Genomic DNA, 17090 nt, shown 5'->3' on the forward strand with positions numbered 1-17090 from the left:
CATGAAGATCGCCTTCGCCGGCATGGGCGTCATGGGCGCGCCGATGGCGGGCCACCTCAAGCGCGCCGGCCACGACGTGACGGTCTTCAACCGCTCCCCGGCCAAGGCCGAAGCCTGGGCTGCGGCCCACGGCGGCCGTTGGGCCCCGACGGCGAAGGACGCGGCCGAGGGCGTGGAGCTGTTCGTGCTGTGCGTCGGCAACGACGACGACGTGCGCCAGGTGGTCACCGAGGCCCTGCCGGTGCTGGCCCCTGGCGCGGTGATCGTGGACCACACCACCACCTCCGCCAAGGTCGCCCGCGAGATGGCCGAGCTGGCCGCCGCCAGCGGCCGCACCTTCCTGGACGCGCCGGTCTCCGGTGGTCAGGCGGGGGCGGAGAACGGGACGCTGACGGTGATGGCCGGCGGCGACGCGGCCGCCTTCGCCCGGGTCGAGCCGGTGCTGGGCGCCTACGCCAAGGCGACGCGGCTGATGGGCCCGGCCGGCGCGGGGCAGCTGACCAAGATGGTCAACCAGATCTGCATCGCCGGCGTGGTCCAGGGCCTGGCCGAGGCGGTGCACTTCGCCAAGTGCGCGGGCCTGGACACCACCGCGGCTTACGAGGCGGTCAGCAAGGGCGCGGCCCAGTCCTGGCAGATGGACAACCGCTGGAAGACCATGGCCGAGAACCGCTTCGACTTCGGCTTCGCGGTCGACTGGATGCGCAAGGACTTAGGGTTGGTGCTCGACGAGGCGCGCGCCAACGGCGCGAATCTGGCCCTGACCGCCCTGGTCGACCAGTTCTACTCCGAGGTCCAGGCGATGGGCGGGAGCCGCTGGGACACGTCCTCGCTGGCGGCGCGGCTGGAAGACCGGCGGCGCTAGTCCGTCCCGTACAGGAAGTCGTACGGGTCGATCTGACCGGCCTCGATCGCCTTCACTGACACCTCCGGCCAGCCGACCTTGGCCTCGGCGCTGGCGCGCCAGGCGTCGACGGTGAAGTCGCGCAGGGCCGAGGCGCCGGCCGCCAGCCGCTCGGTCGCGAACGCCTTGCCGCGCGCGTCGCCCGGCTGGAAGCCGCCGGCCTTTTCCAGCGCATAGAACGGCACGACGGTGGCGTTGGTCGCCTTCAGCAGCGTCGCCACGCAGGCCTTGAACGGGCCTACGCAGGCCTTCGGTTCGGCCATGCCGCCGCGCACCTGGGCCAGGGCGGCGTTGTCGAACACGAACTTGCCCTCGAACGGGCCGTGCACCCTGGCGTTGGTGAAGCCCTCGGGATTGGGAAAGTCGCCCCAGCCGTTGAAGTGCACCGAGGTGTGGTGCGGCTGGCTGGCGTCGCCGACATAGTGGGCCCAGGTCCCCAAGTCGCGGATGATCAGCTGTTCGCGGCGCGCGCGGTCAGCGGCCAGCCAGGCCTTGCGCGCCGGGTCCGTGGCGAACCGCTCGCCGGCCGCCGCGGCGCGCCATAAGGCGAAGTCGCGCACCAGCTGCTGCCAGCCGTCCACCATCGCGTAGGACAGCCAGCCCGCCTTGACCGGATCCTGACCCGCGGCGCGAAGCGCGCCGTCGTAGTCGTTGAAAAGGTTGGGCAAGTCGTCGAGCGAAGGGCCGCCCAGGACGCGGCCGTCATCGTCCAGGTCGATGAAGTGGGCGGGGTCGCGCATGCCGTCGTGCGGCTGGCCCGCGCCCTTGGAGCGGTCGGGCTCCCGCGCCAGTTCGCCGATCTGGGCGGCCACGCCCGGCGCGCGCAGGAAGGCGGGGACCTCGGCGGGCAGGGCCTGCGCGCCGGCCGTGCCGATCATGCGGTGACCGGCCGCGCCCCAGGCCAGGGCCGCGCCCGGGCTCGAAGCGACCACTGCGACCAGCGCCGTCGTCGCGGCGAACGTCCGGAAATTCATCACTCGAAACCCTGGCTGAAAGACCGCTGTTTTCTGTCGCGCGGCCACGGTTCGTCCGCAAGGCCGAGCTGAGCAGAAAACCGTGACGCCAGCGCGACGTCAGCGCCCGGCGGTGCGCGCGAAGGTCATGCCGCAGCCGGTCTCGCCGGGGCTGCCCAGCCACATGTCGTCCAGGCGCAGCACGCCGCCGCCGTCCACCTCGTACCGGCCGTCGAAGTCGGCCCCGTCCGGGACGCGGCCGTCGCCGTCGATGATCAGCAACAGGTGGCCCGTCTCCGGATCCGCCCGCCAGACGCCGGCGTAGTCGGCCGACGGCTCGACGTGGGCGAAGCTCGCGCTGAACCGGCCGTCGGTGCGGAAGGTGAGGGCGCGCAACGGGACCTGGGTCGTCCAGCTGCGCTCGCCCGTGCGGCCCCCGTCGGCGCAGTCGTAGGCCATTTCCAGCCGCCAGGTCCCGACCAGGGGCGGGGTCGAGCCGGCGTCGGCCTTGAAGGCGTCGCCCCGGGCGGCAGTGAGGCAGCGGGCCGCCTCGTTCCTGATCTTGCGGGCTTCGGCGCGGTAGACCGGCTGGTCGTCCAGCGCCCGATCGAGCGACAGGCGCAGGGCGTGGGCGCGCGACCCGCCCCGGCCGACGCACGACATGGCGACGGTATGCTCCGGGCCGGCCGGGTCCAGCACCATAACCACCTGCGGCGTCCCGCCGGGCGTGGCCTCCAGCACGTCGCGCAGGCAGGCGAGTCGCGCGTTTCCGCTCCGCGCCAGGCAGTCGCGGTAGGCGGCGGTCGACAGGGCCGGGGGCACGGTGTCGATCGTACCGTCGCGCGCCATGGCGGCCACCAGCCGCTCGCCGATCTGCACCAGCGCCCCGTTGGCCGAACCGGGCGAGGTCACGACCACCGCGGTCGGCGGCGGCGCGGCCAGGGCGGCGGTCGGCAGCAGGAGGGCCAGGGCGGCGACGGCGGTACGGAACGCGATCATCCGGCGAAGATCGCCGGGCAGGCTGAATCCAGGGTGTACGCTAGCGCGTCTTGTCGGCCGCGCGCGCCTCGTTCCAGAAACCGTCCATCTCTTCCAGGCTCGACTGTTCGGGCGAGCGCCCGGTTTCGGCCAGGCGGGCCTCGATGTGGTGGAAGCGGCGGACGAACTTTGCGTTGGCGGCGCGCAGGGCGTCTTCAGGCTCCACATCCAGTTTGCGTGCCAGGTTCGCGACGACAAACAGGAAATCGCCGAGTTCCTCGCGGGCCTTGGCCATGTCGCCGGCCTCGATCTCGGCCTCCAGCTCGGCGATCTCCTCGCGCAGCTTCTCCAGCACCTCGGCGGTCGTCGGCCAGTCGAAGCCCACGCGCGCCGCGCGCTTGGTCAGCTTCATCGCGCGGGTCAGGGCCGGCAGGCCGACGGGGACGTCGTCCAGCACGCCGTGCTGCTGCTTGGCCTTCCGCTCGGCCGCCTTCTGGGTCTCCCAGGCGATCGTCTGCTCGTCGGCGGTGCGGCTGTCGCCGCCGCCGAACACGTGCGGGTGGCGGCGGATCAGCTTCTCGGCCATGGCCTCGGCCACGTCGTCGAACCTGAACAGGCCCTGCTCCTCGGCCATGCGGCTGTGGAACACCACCTGGAACAGCAGGTCGCCCAGCTCGACCTTCAGCTCCTTGAGGTCGTTGCGCTCGATGGCGTCGGCGACCTCGTAGGCCTCCTCGACCGTGTAGGGCGCGATGCTGGCGAAGGTCTGCTCCACGTCCCAGGGACAGCCGCCCACGGGATCGCGAAGGCGGGCCATGACGTCGAGCAGGCGCTGCATGGGGGAGGGGGCGTCGGTCATGGGCGAAGCGTCTACCCGGCCGTCGACCCGGCTTCCAGCGCGTCGCGCGCCCGCAGGCCGGCCAGGACCTCGGCGTGGCTTTCACGGGTCAGCGGATAGCGCTTCAGCGACCACGCGGCCAGCAGCAGCAGCAGGGTCGGCGCCCCCAGGAACAGCACCTGCAGGACGGTGAGCGCCTGGCCGCTGTTCACCGCGCCCTCGCTGGTGTCGAAACCCGCGAGGCCGAGGATGTAGCCGGCGACCGCCGAGAGGGCGTAGCCCAGCTTGGTGGTCAGGCTCAGGAAGGAGAACAGCAGCCCCATGCGGTCCTGGCCGGTCTCCAGCCGGACCTGGTCGCCGATGTCGGCCATCATCGCCCGCAGCAGCAGCAGGCCCGCCGCATAGGGCAGGCCGGCCACGAACAGGGCGGCGGCGGTCAGGTTGAAGTTTCCGGCCGGCACGAAGCCCACAGTCAGGTAGACGATCGCGTAGACGATGCTGGCGATCTGCAGGGCGCGGTCCTTGCCGACCCGCGTCGCCAGCCAGCTCCAGAACGGCGCGCCGATCAGGCCGGCGACGAAATAGATGACCAGGAACATCTGGCTCTGCGAGCGCTCGAAGCCCTTCACGCTCTCGAAGAAGTAGTAGAGCAGGGCGCCGGTGATGCCCGGGGCGAGGCCCAGCAGCAGATCGCAGATCAGGATCTTTCGCACCGCCGGCCGGCGGAACAGCTGGAGATAGGCCGACAGGCCGCCGTGCGGGGTCTCTTTCTGCGGCTTGGGCTCGGGCACGAACAGCAGGTTGGCCGCGAGCGTGACCGGCAGGGCGACCAGGATGAACCAGCCCATGGCGTGCACCCCTTCGGTGAAGGAGCCGCCCATGACCTTCATCACCACCACCGGGATGAACAGGGCGATCAGCACGCCGACGATGTTGGCCGCCTGCCACCATCCGTAGGTGCGCGAGCGCTGGTCGTAGTCCGGCGACAGCACCGCCGCCCAGGCCAGCTGGGCCAGGGTGCAGATCGAGAATCCGGCGTAGAGCACCAGCAACCAGACGAACAGGTAGGCGAAGCTCGCCCCCGGCTTGACCATGAAGATCATCCAGGTGGCCAGCATCAGGATCGGCGTGCCGGCGGTGATCCAGGTGCGGTACGGCCCCCAGCGGTTGCGGGTCCGGTCCATGCCCCAGCCGACGATCGGGTCGAAGAAGATGTCGATGCCGCGCACGGCGAAGAAGGCCAGGCTGGCCATGGTCAGGGGCAGGCCCACCGCGTCGCTGGCGTAGTAGTTCAGCAGCACCGCCGCCAGCGGCAGGCCCAGCGCCGCATAGGGCAGGCAGGGCAGGGAGAAGGCGGCCAGCACCCAGTTGCTGCGACGCGCGGGGGACGAGGGCTGCGACATCGGTCGCTCCTGACAAGGGGCGACTCAGGCCCGTTCGGGCCGATCAGAGCTTCGCAGGAGCGCGGCGGCAAGGCTCAGGCGGGCGCGCGCCGCCGAAGGCTCAGTCGCGGAAGGGGGAAACCGGCGCGCGGCGGTCGCGCACGCGCAGCGGGACCGGCACGAGTTTGGGCGGCGGATTGAGCGCCATCCAGGCGGCGGCGAGGCTGAAGCCCGCGGCGGCCACCAGGGCGACCGAGCCGCCGGCGGCGAGCACGGCGCGCGGCATGACCAGAAGAGCCGCGACGGCGGTGAACAGGAGTCCGGCAAGGGTCGCTGTCCGCGCCACGCCCGCCCCCCGGGCTTCCTTGCGATCAATCCTGTCCACCGCCGTCGTCCCCATGGCCCGTTCGGTGAGGACGAGGTACCCGCCCGCCCCACAATCGGGAATTGTGCCCATCCGCCGCAGGGAGAGCGCTGCTATGCCAAACCGGTGCGGAATCTGGGCGTAGTCATTCGCAACGCGAGGGGCAGTGCGGCGCCCCGCCGCAGTCGCGACAATTTGTCAGCTGCCGCCGAACGCGGGTCGCCTGGGGGTTGTTTTCTTCTCCAGCCACGGTTCTTCTGGCTGGATGCAGGCTTTGTTCGCGATGACCAGGCTCGGTGCGGCGGTGTTGGCGGTCCTCCTGTCGGCGGACTCCGGCGCCTGCGCGCCGCTGGGCCCGGTCGCCCCGGGGGCGCCGATCGCGGCCATGGCCACCGCCACGGTCCCCGCCGTCACGCGCAAGTACGCCTCCTGCGGCGACGCCGAACCCCGCTTCCGCGAGGCCGCCCGCCACAACGCCGAGAAGCTGGACACCCTGGTGTGGGCCCCGTTCGGGGTCGAGGAGCACGGCTGGGAGGCCTACGCGCCCCTGATGGGGCACGAGATCGGCACGACCTGCGGCTTCGGCACGCCGGCCTTCGCCCAGGCGCTGGCGACCTGGCAGCTGCGCTACAACCTTCCGGCCGACGGCGAATTCGGGCCCGACACCTTCGAGGTGCTGAAAGGCGTGCTGCAGGAGCGCCGGCCGTTCGTCATGGCGCGGCTCAACGGTGAATGTCCGGAAGGCCCGACCCAGGTCCAGCTGGTGGCCATCCCGCCTGCCGAGGAGACCTTCGCGCGCGAAGGCCGCCAGCTGCGCCCCGAAGTGCTGTCCGCCTGGCGTCGCATGGTCGAGGCCGCCCGCGCCGAAGTGCCGGCCGTCCGCAACGATCCGACCGCCCTGACCCTGTTCTCGGGCTATCGCGATCCGGCCTCGGACGAGGCGCGCTGCACCGCCGAGGGCAATTGCGACGGCGCACGCCGCGCCGCCTGCTCGCCGCATCGCACCGGCACCGCCGTCGACGTCAACGTCGGCTGGGTCGAGGGGCAGACGGCGGACTCCGTCACCTTCGAGAACCGCCTGCACCAGACCCGCTCGCCGGCGTACCGCTGGCTGGTCGAGAACGCCCACCGCTTCGGCTTCGTGAACTACGTGTTCGAACCCTGGCACTGGGAATGGGTCGGCCCGGCCGACAGCACGGTCACGGCCGCGGCCAGCCCGCCGCCCTGAGCCGGCTCCAGCTCCACTCCGCCGCCAGGGCCGCAAGCAGGGAGGCGCCGACCAGCGGATAGAACACCGCGATGGGCGCGATCACCGCCAGCAGGCCGTGGCCGACACGCGGGTCGGCCGGCGCCGGCGGCACGGCCAGGCCGGAGCCCTTGGGCCTACGCTTCCACCACATCACCGGCGCGGTGACGGTCAGGGTCAGCAGGCCGAGGCATCCGGCCAGCATCAGCAGCTGATTGGCGCGGCCGTACTGCTGGCCCTGGTGGACCGAGATCCCCCACTCGATGGCCTTGGCGGCGGGGCCGTACGCGCGATAGCCCACGTCGCCCAGCACGCGCCCGTCGTACTGGTCGACATAGAGGGTGCGGGTGTCCTCGACCCGATCCGGCCGGTAGGCGAGGGCGTAGACGCCGTCCGGCCCCTTGGGCGCGTTGATCGCGAACGGCTTGGGCAGGCCGACGGCCGTCCCGATCGCCGCGGCCCGCGCGAAGCCGATCGGATCGCCGGGGGGCGATGATATCGGCGTCGGCCGAGCCTCCAGCGCCCAGGGCAGGTCGGCGTGGCCGTCGTGGTTGGAGGTCGAGGCGCTGGGCGCGTTCGGACGGCCGAGGCCGGCTTCCGTACTGATCCGCTGGACCTGCTTTCCCCAGACCGCCGACCAGGGCATGCCGGTGACCGCCAGGAACACCACGAAGGCGCCCGCGAACAGGCCGGTGACCGCGTGCAGGTCCCGCCAGAACACCCGGCGCTTCGGCGTGGCCCGGACCGTCACGACCCCGCCTCTCTGGCCGCGCGGCCACCATAGATAGACGCCGGTGGCGACCAGCACGACGGCCCAGCCGGCGGCGATCTCGATCAGGCAGTTGGCCCAGAATCCGAACTGGTCGAGGCTGTGGATCCGCTTGATCAGGTCCATGACCCCGCCCTCCGGCGTCGCGCCGATCAGGTGCGCGTCGTAGGGATCGACGTAGGCGCTCAGCCGCTCGCCGCCGCCGACGTCCACGATCAGGCGCGCGGCCTCGGTCGGGCGTTCGGGCGGCGCGACCTGAACCACACGCCCGTCCAGCTCGGCGGCGGCGCCGGCCGCCCAGTCGTCGGGCGTAAGGAACGGGGCGCTCTGCGCGGGCACGGTCGCCAGGTCGCGGTAGAGGACGGCGTTGATCTCGTCCTTGAACAGGTAGAGCCCGCCGGTAATCGCCAGCGAAGCCAGGAACGGCAGGACCAGCAGGCCGGCGATGAAGTGCCAGCGCCAGACCGCCCGGTACAGGGCGCCGGCGGGGGCGTGAGCGTCTGGGGGCAGCGTCGTCATGGGCTTTCCCCGTCAGAACCGGTAGCGGAGGCCGCCGAACACGCCGCGCCCTTCACCTGGGTAAAAGACCGCGCTGGCCGTCGTGGCGACCGGCACGGCGCTGAACTCGGCGACGTAGCGCTCGTCGGTCAGGTTGCGGGCGTCCACGAAGGCGGTGACGCCGTTCTGGAAGTCCCAGCCGGCGTTCAGCGACCAGACCGTGTAGCCCGGCGCGCGGAAGGTGTTGGCGTAGTCGACGTAGACGCCCTTCGGCCGCCACTGGACCGCCGGCGCCAGGAACCAGCCGGACGGGTGGTTGTAGGTCAGCTCGGCCTGGTACTGGTGCTCGGGCACGACCGGCAGGCGGTTGTCGCCGTAAACCGGATCCGCGTCGAAGCGGAAGTCGCTGTAGGTGTAGGTCTGCTGCAGCGACAGGCCGCCGACCGACGAGGCGGGGAGGGGGATGCGCCAGTCCAGCGCCGCCTCGACGCCCTGGTGGATCATGTTCCCGGCGTTGAAGGTGGCGGCCGGGATGTTCTTGGCCGGATCGACGACGAAGTTCAGCATCTCGCCCTCGATCTCGGAGCGATAGATCGCCAGGTCCCAGGTGATCCGCCCCTGGCGGCCGCGCGTGCCGAGCTCGGCGGTCCAGGCCTTCTGCTCGTTCACGGGCACGAAGCTGGCCGCGGTCCCTTGCACCAGCGCCCCGAAGGTCGGCGGCTCCACGGAGCGGGTGATGTTGGCGTAGACCTGCGGCCCGCTCTCGGCCTGCCACATCACGCCGATGCGCGGCGCGAACCACTCGAAGTCCTTCGACGCGGAGAACGGCGTCGGGAAGCGGCGGTCGAAGTCCCGCGAGGCGTGGCCCCACGAGCCGCCGGCCACCAGGGCCAGCTCCGGCTGCACGAACAGCCGGCCCTCGGCGAACAGGTCCAGCCCCGAGGCCTCCTGCGTGGCGTCCACCGTCTGGGCGCCGCGGTCGCCGGCGACATTGACGAACTGCTTCGCCTTGAGATCGCCCTGCCGGTAGAAGCCGCCCCAATAGAGGTCGGCCTTGAGCCCGGCGAACGTACCCGCCCAGTCGAACCGCCCGAAGGCGCCCTGCGACTGGCTCTCCTGGTCGACCACCTGGAAGATCGGGTGGAACAGGCTCTTGGTCGTGCCGTAGACCGCGCCCTGGAAGCTGAGGTCGTCGCTCAGCCGCCAGGTCGTCTGCAGGGTCGTGCGCAGGAAGCTCTGATCACGCGCGTTGTCGTTGACGATGTTGGTCAGCGGCGCGGTCCGGGGTGCGTTCAGGGCCTGGAACAGGTTGAGGGCGCCCGGCGCCTCCTGCTGGATGTCGGCGCCGTAGACGATCAGGCGGACCTCGCCGTTTTCGCCGAACGCCCGGCCGATGTTGGCGGTGGCCCGGGCCTGGGTCTGGCTGCTCTGGTCGCGCCAGCCGTCCACGGTCATGGCGTCGAGGTTGGCGTAGACGTCCCAATCGCCGCTGACCTGCGCCACCGAGCCCTGCGCACGGAGGGTGCCGAACGAGCCGCCCTCCAGCCGCAGCAGGTAGTCCGACTCCGCCGTCCGGCCGGTCGGCGTCACGATGTTGACCGTGCCGCCCAGCTGGGAGCCGCCGAAGCGCAGCGCGTTGCCCCCGCGATAGACCTCGATGTAGCGGGCGGTGAGGGGATCGATCCCCTGGAAGTCGGAGAAGCCGTCCGGATCGGCGAACGGCACGCCGTCCTGGGCCAGCAGCACCCCGCGCTGGTGGAAGCCCTGCCCGACGCCGGAGCCGCGGATCGAAATCCGCGACTCCTCGCCGTAGCGCTTCTGGGTCAGCACGCCGGGTACGTCGCGCAGCATGTCGGCGAGGCCCTGGGCGGTGCGGTTCTCGAAGGTCTCGTCGGCGACGACGGAGACCGCGCCGGGCGTGCGCGACAGCCGCTCGCGCGCGGCCGCCACCACCGGCGGATCCATGGGATTGCGCGTGGCGGTGACGATGACCGTGTCGACGCTCGTCGGTTCTTCAGGCGGGGCCTCGGCGGCCGCCGCGGCGGTGTGGGCCAGCAGGGCGAAGCTGGCGCCGGTCAGCAGGAGACGTTTCATGTGTGCCGTTCGCCGGCGGCTTCAAGCCTTTGCCGGACCTTCGGAATTCTGATCAGGCGCGCCGCGTCGGCGGGACGGGCGCGGCGCCGTTAACCATGCCGGAGCGGGACTCGGGCCAGGGTCGCGGACGCGGCGGCGCGCTCCGGCGACGGGGCCGAAGCGCGGGCGGTCAGATCCGGAAAGGCGGCGCCTGGGACGGCGGCGGCGGCGCGGCCAGACCGCGGCCGGGCGCGGGAGCGCTCGGGGCGTCGAACCGGTGGGCCGGGAGAGCCACGCCGGCGTAGGCGAACGGCGCGGCGACCGGCGTGAGCGGCGAGGCCGCGTGGCCGGTGAAGGCGCAAGCGGCGTCGTGGGGCGTCTTGCCGCCGTGGTCGTCGTCGCTCGGCGGGGCCTGGTCGGCGTCGATGTGGACGACCTTGGCGCCGTAGGCGGTGCAGAGCACGATCGGCACGACGTCGGACCTGGCGTCGGTCGCCAGCATGAAGCCGGGCGGGACCAGCACCTTCAGCGCGATGGCCACCGCCGCCAGCGTCAGGAACGCGGCGTGAGGGAGATCGGCGAAGCGGAAGGACCCGATGCGCATCGGCGCGGCCTGTAGGACGGCGGGGAGCCGGACGCAACGCATAACAGCACAGCCGGCGGTCCAGTTCGCCACACCCGTTTATCGCCTAAGATATATTATGCGAAATTACGATTATGGGGCTCAGGCGCAGCGCGCCTCGAGCCACAGGTCGTCTTCTTCGCTCCAGCACTGGAAACGGTCCTCGCGGATGTCGAGGATTTCGTCTTCGCGTTCGTCCCAGATCACGCTCAGCGCCTGCAGCCGGCGCACGTCGGCGCCGGGCGTGCGGCTGACCTGGTCCAGACGGTTGCGGCTGAAGCGCAGCCGAACCCGGCCGTCCCCCAGTTCTTCGCGCCGGTCGCCCAGGCGCACCACGACGGCGACCTCGGCCGTCGTCAGGCCGCGGCGGAAACGCAGGCCCGGCCACAGCGTGTGGCTGGCGAGGCCGGCGGTTTCGATCTGGCGGGTCATGGCGAAGGCTCCTTGCCGTCTGATGCTGACAAGCTAGGCTCCGGTTGCGTCAGATTCGGTCGCAGGTTTCATGCGCCACGAGAAGGCTGAGATTCTACTTCAACTGGCCCGCCGGCTGGCGGCCAGCGCCGAGGGCCTGACCCTCGACGAAATGGCCGAGGCCGCTGGCGTCGGCCGCCGCACGGCCGAGCGCATGCGCGACGCGCTCTGGCAGCTGTTCCCGCAGATGACCGAGAGCCCGGACGGCTCTTCGAAGCGCTTCCGCATCCCCGGCGGCCTGGACGGCTTCCTGCAGGGCCCGACCGCCGAAGAGCTGGTGTCGCTCGGCGCCGCCGTCGACGAGTTCGAACTGCGCGGCGCGACCGACCGGGCTGAAGCGCTGCGCACGTTGGATCTGAAGGTGCGCAGCGCCATGCGGGCGGCCGACCGTCGGCGAATGGCGCCCGACATCGAAGCGTTGATGCGGGCCCAGGCCGCCGCCGTGCAGGCCGGGCCGCGCTCGACCGAGGATCAGCGCGTGGTCGCCACCGTGCGCCACGCCCTGATGGCCATGAAGGCGGTTCGCTTCGTCTATCGCGGCGGCTCCGCGCCCGGAACGTGGCGGACAGTGACGCCCTACGGCCTGATCTTCGCGCGGGTGAACTATCTGGTCGCCGCCGACCAGGGCTCGACCGAACCGAAAACCCGCCGGCTGGACCGCATCGAGCAGATCGAGGTGCTGGAGGACGTGCCGGCCGCCCCTCCCCCCGACTTCGATCTGCAGGCCTTCGCCGACCGCTCCTTCGGCATCTACCAGGACGCCGTCGAGGACGTGGTCCTGCGCGTCCGCCCCGAAAAGGCCGAGGACGCCTACGCCTGGCGCTTCCACTCGACCCAGACCTTGGAGCCGCAGGATGACGGCTCGGTCCTCGTGCGCTTCCACGCCAGCGGCATGCGCGAACTGGCTTGGCACCTGTTCAGCTGGGAAGACCAGATCGAGATTTTGGCCCCCGCTTCCCTGCGCACCCGCATGATCGAGCTGCTGCGCGGCGCCCTGGCCCGTCACGAGGGGACGGCGTAGGGCCCGCCCTCGTCCTTCGACGGGCTCAGGATGAGGGCTACTGAAGCGATAGTAGAAATCCTCATCCTGAGCTTGTCGAAGGACGAGGATTTCGGCCCCGCTACAGCTCCACCTCGAACCGCAGCCCGTCGAACGCCGGTTCCACCCCCGCCGGCAGGCGCGCGGCCAGCATCTCGTAGTCGAGGTCGACGTGCAGGTTGGTCAGGATGGCGCGGCGCGGCTTCACCTCGGCGATCCAGGCCAGGGCCTTGTCCACGTGGGCGTGGGTCGGGTGCGGGGTCCAGCGCAGGGCGTCGACGATCCAGACCTCCACCCCCGACAGTGCGATCAGGGCGTCGGGGCCCAGGGCCGAGACGTCCGGCGAATAGGCCAGCGGCCCGAAGCGATAGCCGACCGAACGGATCGCCCCGTGCTCCTGGTCGAAGGTGCGCACCGGGATCTCGCCGGAAGGGCCGTCCACCGCCCAGGCCTCGCCGTGCGGCGGGATCTTGTAGGCGTCGCAGATGGCCGGATAGCCGGCCTGATCCTGAAAGATGTAGTCGAAGCGGGTGATCAGGCTGGCGTGGGTGGCCGCGTCCATGAAGCACGGCACACGCCGGCGCATCTTGCCCGCGAAGCAGCGCAGGTCGTCGATCCCGTGCACCTGGTCGGCGTGGTCGTGGGTGTAGAGGGTGGCGTCGACCCGCTTGGCCCCGGCCGCGGCGGTCTGGCTGCGGAAATCCGGCGAAGTATCCACCACCACGGTGGTGGCCTGCATCGGGTCCGGAAACGGCGTCCGGCGCAGCATCAGCGAGCAGCGCGAGCGCCGGTTGCGGGGATCGTTCGGATCGCACAGGCCCCAGTCGCCGTCCGCGCGCGGCACGCCCCCGGAGGAGCCGCTGCCCAGGATGGTGACCTCGAGGCCGCCGCTCACGGGCGCGGGATCCGGTCGAACAGGTTGAAGAAGGCGTCCTCGGTCCGCGCTTCCGCCTCCTCGCGGGTCCAACCGCGGATCTCGGCCAGCTTGTCGAGGATGTAGGGGATGTAGGCCGGCTCGTTCTTGCGCCCGCGCATGGGCACCGGCGCCAGGTACGGACAGTCGGTCTCGACGATGATCCGGTCGGCCGGGAAGTGGCGGATCACGTGGCGCACGCCGTCGGCGGCCTTGAAGGTGGCGATCCCCGAGACCGAGAACCAGGCGCCCAATTGTGCAGCCTTTTTCGCGAGTAGCGGGCCGGAGGTGTAGCAGTGCATGAGGAGCTTGAACGGGCCCTTCGCGTGCTCCTCCTCCAGGATCTCGGCCATGACGTCGTCGGCCTCGCGGGTGTGCACCACCAGCGGCAGGCCGGTCTCGCGCGCGGCGTCGACGTGGGCGCGGAACACCTGGGCCTGCACCTCGCGGGGGCTGAGGTCGTAATGGAAGTCCAGCCCGCACTCGCCGATGCCGACGACCTTGGGACGGGCCGCCAGCGCGACCAGCTCGGCGGCCGTCAGGTCCGGGTTCTCCTTGGCCTCGTGCGGATGGGTGCCGACCGTGCACCACATGTCGTCGTGCGCCATGGCCAGGGCGTGGGTCTTGTCGAAGGACGAGACCTTGTCGGAAATCTCCACCATCAGCCGGATCCCCGCCTCGCGGGCGCGGGCGATCACCTCGTCGCGGTCCTCGTCGAACTGGGCGGCGTGGAGGTTGACGTGGCTGTCGATGAGCATGGTCGTCTTTAAGCTGGGATCAGGCGCGCAGGGCCTTGAGGTCGGCGATCGCCGACCAGAACAGGTCGGCGCGGTCGAGGTTCAGCGCGTCGGCCTGGGCCGGCGCGGCCGCGAGCTTGTCCCACAGCGACGCCCAGCGTTCAACGGCCGAGCCCAGCGCGTTCCCCTGCCCTGTCGCATGGCCGCGCACCGCGTCGCCCAGCCGCTCGAAGAACAGCTCGAAGCGGACCTGGCCGGGCTGGCCGCGGAAGCTGTCGGCCAGGTGCTGCAGCTCGGCCTGCGGCGGGGGCGCGCCATGCACCAGGGCCTGGGCCATGTCGTCGAATTCCAGCCCCGGGCCGCCGGCCAGCGTCAGAGCCCGGCCGGGCGCGCCGCCGGACATGGCGGCCAGCCGATCGGCGTCCTCGAGGCTCACGCCGGCCCGCTCATGCACGAAAGCGGAGACCTCGGCGGCCTTCCACGGCGCGAACGGCAGCCGGCGGCAGCGCGAGCGGATGGTGGCCAGCAGCTTGCCCGGCGAATGCGACACCAGGAACAGCACGCCCCGCTCCGGCGGCTCCTCAAGAGTTTTCAGCAAGGCGTTGGCGGCGTTGATATTCATGTCGTCGACGGCGTCGACGATGGCGACCCGATAGGCGGCCCGTGAGGGGGCCTTGGAGAAGAACTCGGGGAGCACGCGCGCGTCGTCGACCGAGATGAACTTCTTGACCTTGCCGTCGACCACGGCGCGTTCCAGCACGATCAGGTCGGGGTGCGACTGGGCGGTGATCAGGCGGCTGACGGCGTCGCTGGGGGAGGCGCCCAAGAGGCCCATGGACGGCGTCTCCGCCGCGCCCAGCAGCCGGCGCGCGGCCCGGTAGGCGAAGGTGGCCTTGCCCACGCCCTCGGGGCCGGTCAGCAGCCAGGCGTGGTGCAGCCGTCCGCGCTCGAGCGCGTCGATGAAGGCGCGCTCGGGAGCGTCGGGGCCGCGCCAATCGTAGACGTCGCGGGGATGCGGCGCGGGCTCAGCCATGCCCGGCGTCTTCCAGGGCCTCGATCACGGCCGTCCACACGGCCTCTGAGACCTCGTCGACCGGGCGCGTGGCGTCGATCAGGCGGCAGCGGTCGGCTTCGGCCAGAGCGATGGCCAGGAAGCCCTGGCGCAGGCGGTTGTGGAAGTCGACGCCCTTGCTCTCGAACCGCGCCTCGCCGCCGGCCCGGTGGTGGGCGCGCGCCAGGCCCGCCTCGACCGGCAGGTCGAACACCAGGGTCAGGTCCGGGCGGTCGTCGCCGACCACGGTGCGGTCCAGTTGCTCGATCACCTCGGGCGACACGCCGCCGCCGGCGCCCTGGTAGGCGCGGGTGGAATCGCTGAAGCGGTCGCACACCACCCAGGCGCCGCTCTCCAGCGCCGGACGGATCACGCGTTCCAGGTGGTCCGAGCGGGCCGCATACATCATCAGGGCTTCGCTGAGCGGCGACCAGCGCTCGGCCCCGCCCTCGACCAGCAGGGCGCGCAGCGCCTCGGCGCCGGGCGAGCCGCCGGGCTCGCGGGTCTGCACGACCTGGATGCCGCGCTCGCGCAGCCGGTCGGCCAGGCGTCGCGCCTGGGTCGACTTGCCGGCGCCTTCGCCGCCTTCCAGGGTGATGAACCGCCCTCGCCTCACGGCCCGTTCTTCGGCCGGATCGCGCCCGGAGGCAAGCGCTAGTACGGGCGCTTGATGATGGCGTCGGGGAAGCCCGCTCCGGCGGCGAGATCGCGGGCCCGCAAGGCCTCTTCGGCCACGGGCCAAGGACCCAGGATCACCCGGTAGAGCACCCGCCCGCCGATCTGCACGCGCACGACTTCGGCCGGGGCGACCCGGCTCAGCATGGCCACCGCCCGCTGGGCGTTGGCCGGCACCTCGTATGCCCCGGCCTGAACGGTCCAGCCCCCGCCGCCGCCATAGCCGCCGACGCCGTAGCCCTCGGGCGGGACCGGCGCCGGAAGCGCCTGGGAATCTACCGTCCCATAGCCTGGGTCTGGCGGGTAGGCCCCCGGGGCGGCGCTCGGCGGGTAGGCCCCGCCTCCCCCGCCGTTCGGGGGATACGCCCCCGCGCTTCCGTCGGGCGGATACTGCGGCGCGCCGCCGTCGTTGGCGTACTGGCCGGGATCGCCCAGCGGGGCCTGGCCGAGATAGCGCACGCGCACGTTGGCCGTGCCCCGGTCGGCGAAGCCGAGCTCCACGGCCGCGGCGTGCGACACCGAGATGATCTCGCCGGGCGCGTCGAACGGCCCGCGGTCGTTGACTCGCAGGGCGATGGTGGCGCCGGTGTCGAGGTTGGTCACCTCGACCATCACCGGCATGGGCAGGGTGGTGTGCGCCCCGGTCAGCGCCTCCGGGTCATAGACCTCGCCGTTGGCGGTGGTCTGGCCGGCGCGGTCGTCGTTGATGATCCCGGCCGTGCCGCTCTCGTCGTATTCCGGCTGCTCCTGGGGGTAGTACCAGACCCCGTGCACCTCGTAGGGCTCGCCGATCACGTACTGGCCGGCCCCGCCTTGCAGAGGCGCCCCGCCGGCCGCACCGTTGACGCCGGGCGTGGCGCAGGCGCTCAGCCCGGCGGCGACCGCCGCGGCGACTGCCGTCAGGGCACGAAACCAGCCGCCGAATTGGGCGCGCACGGGGTGAGCCACCCTCCCCTCCGCGAGGCGAGCAAGGTCGCCCGGAGCGGGCGACGACGGCTTACAAACCGGCGAACCCCCGCAGAGGTTCGATCAGCGACGCCCCGAGGACGGCAGGAACGGCGGGGTCGGCTGCGCCGGCGCAGCGCCCGCGTCGGGGGTCAGGGTCATGGCCCGCGTCGAGCCGGGCAGGAATGCCCGGATGCGGACCTTGGCGGTTCCGCGGCGCATGAAGTCCAGGGTCTCGGCCGCCGCCCGCGACAGGTCGATGACGCGCCGGCCGTGATAGGGGCCGCGGTCGTTCACCCGCACCTTCACGGTCTTGCCGTTGTCGAGGTTGGTGACCTCCAGTACGCTGCCGAACGGCAGGTCGGGATGGGCGGCGGTGAGTTCGTCCGCGTCGTAGGTCTCGCCGTTGGCGGTGCGCCGGCCCTGGAATCGGTCGGCGTAGAAGGACGCCGCGCCCACCTGCTCGAAGCTCGCCGGGTCCGCCGCCGTTTGGTTCGCGCTCTCCGCCGGCGGTGCGGCCGGCGGGACTGGTTCTTCGGCCTGGGCGGCTCCGCCGAGAACGGCGCAGGCCAGCCCCATGACGATCATACGCGACGCACGTCGGCCTTGCGGCCCCAGGAAGCTCCGGCTCA

At 71.7% G+C, this 17090-nt stretch carries 18 protein-coding genes; 3 read left to right on the top strand and 15 right to left on the bottom strand.

Annotated elements, in window-relative coordinates; all coding sequences use genetic code 11:
- Position 1 precedes the first annotated feature (1 nt).
- Positions 2-865 carry an NAD(P)-dependent oxidoreductase gene (locus H8B08_RS16095; protein WP_187451210.1) on the top strand — a complete coding sequence of 288 codons (864 nt, stop codon included), beginning with the start codon at positions 2-4 and terminating at the stop codon, positions 863-865.
- Here H8B08_RS16095 and H8B08_RS16100 read toward each other — a convergent pair.
- The 5 genes from H8B08_RS16100 to H8B08_RS16120 all read right to left on the bottom strand — a co-directional run bounded on the left by H8B08_RS16100 (position 862) and on the right by H8B08_RS16120 (position 5455).
- On the bottom strand, positions 862-1878 hold the full coding sequence (locus tag H8B08_RS16100; protein ID WP_187451211.1) for a S1/P1 Nuclease: 1017 nt from the start codon (positions 1876-1878) through the stop codon (positions 862-864). The two genes, H8B08_RS16095 and H8B08_RS16100, sit on opposite strands and share 4 nt — an antisense overlap.
- A gap of 99 nt (positions 1879-1977) precedes the next feature.
- Positions 1978-2856: a hypothetical protein gene (locus tag H8B08_RS16105; RefSeq protein ID WP_187451212.1), complete on the bottom strand. Its 879-nt coding sequence runs from the start codon at positions 2854-2856 to the stop codon at positions 1978-1980.
- 40 nt (positions 2857-2896) lie between these two features.
- On the bottom strand, positions 2897-3694 hold the full coding sequence (gene mazG / locus H8B08_RS16110) for a nucleoside triphosphate pyrophosphohydrolase (protein WP_187451213.1): 798 nt from the start codon (positions 3692-3694) through the stop codon (positions 2897-2899).
- An 11-nt stretch (positions 3695-3705) separates the two neighbouring features.
- Positions 3706-5076 (bottom strand): MFS transporter, encoded by a 1371-nt coding sequence (locus tag H8B08_RS16115; RefSeq protein WP_187451214.1) that lies wholly within the window; start codon positions 5074-5076, stop codon positions 3706-3708.
- A 100-nt stretch (positions 5077-5176) separates the two neighbouring features.
- Positions 5177-5455: a hypothetical protein gene (locus H8B08_RS16120; protein WP_187451215.1), complete on the bottom strand. Its 279-nt coding sequence runs from the start codon at positions 5453-5455 to the stop codon at positions 5177-5179.
- A 247-nt stretch (positions 5456-5702) separates the two neighbouring features.
- On the opposite strand from H8B08_RS16120, the gene H8B08_RS16125 reads away from it, so the two are divergent.
- Entirely contained in the window at positions 5703-6647 is a 945-nt protein-coding gene (locus H8B08_RS16125) for a M15 family metallopeptidase (RefSeq protein WP_255500894.1), read from the top strand.
- Here H8B08_RS16125 and H8B08_RS16130 read toward each other — a convergent pair.
- The 4 genes from H8B08_RS16130 to H8B08_RS16145 all read right to left on the bottom strand — a co-directional run bounded on the left by H8B08_RS16130 (position 6619) and on the right by H8B08_RS16145 (position 11059).
- Complete coding sequence (locus tag H8B08_RS16130; RefSeq protein WP_187451216.1) at positions 6619-7953, bottom strand: PepSY domain-containing protein; 1335 nt, start codon at positions 7951-7953, stop codon at positions 6619-6621. The two genes, H8B08_RS16125 and H8B08_RS16130, sit on opposite strands and share 29 nt — an antisense overlap.
- Positions 7954-7965: 12 nt before the next feature.
- Entirely contained in the window at positions 7966-10026 is a 2061-nt protein-coding gene (locus tag H8B08_RS16135) for a TonB-dependent receptor (protein ID WP_187451217.1), read from the bottom strand.
- 169 nt (positions 10027-10195) lie between these two features.
- Positions 10196-10609: a DUF2946 family protein gene (locus H8B08_RS16140; RefSeq protein WP_255500895.1), complete on the bottom strand. Its 414-nt coding sequence runs from the start codon at positions 10607-10609 to the stop codon at positions 10196-10198.
- A gap of 120 nt (positions 10610-10729) precedes the next feature.
- The gene (locus H8B08_RS16145) at positions 10730-11059 is read right to left on the bottom strand and encodes a hypothetical protein (RefSeq protein ID WP_187451218.1); all 330 of its coding nucleotides are present in this window, start codon (positions 11057-11059) and stop codon (positions 10730-10732) included.
- A 70-nt stretch (positions 11060-11129) separates the two neighbouring features.
- On the opposite strand from H8B08_RS16145, the gene H8B08_RS16150 reads away from it, so the two are divergent.
- Positions 11130-12119 (top strand): YafY family protein, encoded by a 990-nt coding sequence (locus tag H8B08_RS16150; protein WP_187451219.1) that lies wholly within the window; start codon positions 11130-11132, stop codon positions 12117-12119.
- 100 nt (positions 12120-12219) lie between these two features.
- Here the strand turns inward: H8B08_RS16150 and H8B08_RS16155 are convergent, their stop codons facing one another.
- From H8B08_RS16155 to H8B08_RS16180, 6 genes are all read right to left on the bottom strand, one after another.
- Positions 12220-13032 carry an MBL fold metallo-hydrolase gene (locus H8B08_RS16155; RefSeq protein ID WP_187451220.1) on the bottom strand — a complete coding sequence of 271 codons (813 nt, stop codon included), beginning with the start codon at positions 13030-13032 and terminating at the stop codon, positions 12220-12222.
- A complete protein-coding gene (locus H8B08_RS16160) occupies positions 13029-13808 on the bottom strand; it encodes a TatD family hydrolase (protein ID WP_187451221.1) in 780 nt (259 codons plus the stop codon). The genes H8B08_RS16155 and H8B08_RS16160 overlap by 4 nt, the downstream gene beginning before the upstream one ends.
- A 19-nt stretch (positions 13809-13827) precedes the next feature.
- Entirely contained in the window at positions 13828-14820 is a 993-nt protein-coding gene (locus tag H8B08_RS16165; protein ID WP_187451222.1) for a DNA polymerase III subunit delta', read from the bottom strand.
- Positions 14813-15454 carry a dTMP kinase gene (tmk, locus tag H8B08_RS16170; RefSeq protein ID WP_187451223.1) on the bottom strand — a complete coding sequence of 214 codons (642 nt, stop codon included), beginning with the start codon at positions 15452-15454 and terminating at the stop codon, positions 14813-14815. Before tmk ends, H8B08_RS16165 begins: the two co-directional genes overlap by 8 nt.
- Before the next feature lie 38 nt (positions 15455-15492).
- On the bottom strand, positions 15493-16461 hold the full coding sequence (locus H8B08_RS16175) for an SPOR domain-containing protein (RefSeq protein WP_187451224.1): 969 nt from the start codon (positions 16459-16461) through the stop codon (positions 15493-15495).
- 81 nt (positions 16462-16542) lie between these two features.
- Complete coding sequence (locus H8B08_RS16180) at positions 16543-17046, bottom strand: septal ring lytic transglycosylase RlpA family protein (RefSeq protein ID WP_255500896.1); 504 nt, start codon at positions 17044-17046, stop codon at positions 16543-16545.
- Positions 17047-17090 lie beyond the last annotated feature (44 nt).

It is taken from the genome of Caulobacter sp. 17J80-11 (assembly GCF_014349105.1).
Taxonomy (GTDB): domain Bacteria; phylum Pseudomonadota; class Alphaproteobacteria; order Caulobacterales; family Caulobacteraceae; genus 17J80-11.

Coding starts and splice junctions, on each gene's coding strand:
- H8B08_RS16095 (WP_187451210.1), top strand. CDS start 2: ATGAAGATCGCCTTCGCCGGCATGGGCGTCATGGGCGCGCCGATGGCG.
- H8B08_RS16100 (WP_187451211.1), bottom strand. CDS start 1,878: ATGAATTTCCGGACGTTCGCCGCGACGACGGCGCTGGTCGCAGTGGTC.
- H8B08_RS16105 (WP_187451212.1), bottom strand. CDS start 2,856: ATGATCGCGTTCCGTACCGCCGTCGCCGCCCTGGCCCTCCTGCTGCCG.
- mazG (WP_187451213.1), bottom strand. CDS start 3,694: ATGACCGACGCCCCCTCCCCCATGCAGCGCCTGCTCGACGTCATGGCC.
- H8B08_RS16115 (WP_187451214.1), bottom strand. CDS start 5,076: ATGTCGCAGCCCTCGTCCCCCGCGCGTCGCAGCAACTGGGTGCTGGCC.
- H8B08_RS16120 (WP_187451215.1), bottom strand. CDS start 5,455: ATGGGGACGACGGCGGTGGACAGGATTGATCGCAAGGAAGCCCGGGGG.
- H8B08_RS16125 (WP_255500894.1), top strand. CDS start 5,703: ATGACCAGGCTCGGTGCGGCGGTGTTGGCGGTCCTCCTGTCGGCGGAC.
- H8B08_RS16130 (WP_187451216.1), bottom strand. CDS start 7,953: ATGACGACGCTGCCCCCAGACGCTCACGCCCCCGCCGGCGCCCTGTAC.
- H8B08_RS16135 (WP_187451217.1), bottom strand. CDS start 10,026: ATGAAACGTCTCCTGCTGACCGGCGCCAGCTTCGCCCTGCTGGCCCAC.
- H8B08_RS16140 (WP_255500895.1), bottom strand. CDS start 10,609: ATGCGCATCGGGTCCTTCCGCTTCGCCGATCTCCCTCACGCCGCGTTC.
- H8B08_RS16145 (WP_187451218.1), bottom strand. CDS start 11,059: ATGACCCGCCAGATCGAAACCGCCGGCCTCGCCAGCCACACGCTGTGG.
- H8B08_RS16150 (WP_187451219.1), top strand. CDS start 11,130: ATGCGCCACGAGAAGGCTGAGATTCTACTTCAACTGGCCCGCCGGCTG.
- H8B08_RS16160 (WP_187451221.1), bottom strand. CDS start 13,808: ATGCTCATCGACAGCCACGTCAACCTCCACGCCGCCCAGTTCGACGAG.
- H8B08_RS16165 (WP_187451222.1), bottom strand. CDS start 14,820: ATGGCTGAGCCCGCGCCGCATCCCCGCGACGTCTACGATTGGCGCGGC.
- H8B08_RS16180 (WP_255500896.1), bottom strand. CDS start 17,046: ATGATCGTCATGGGGCTGGCCTGCGCCGTTCTCGGCGGAGCCGCCCAG.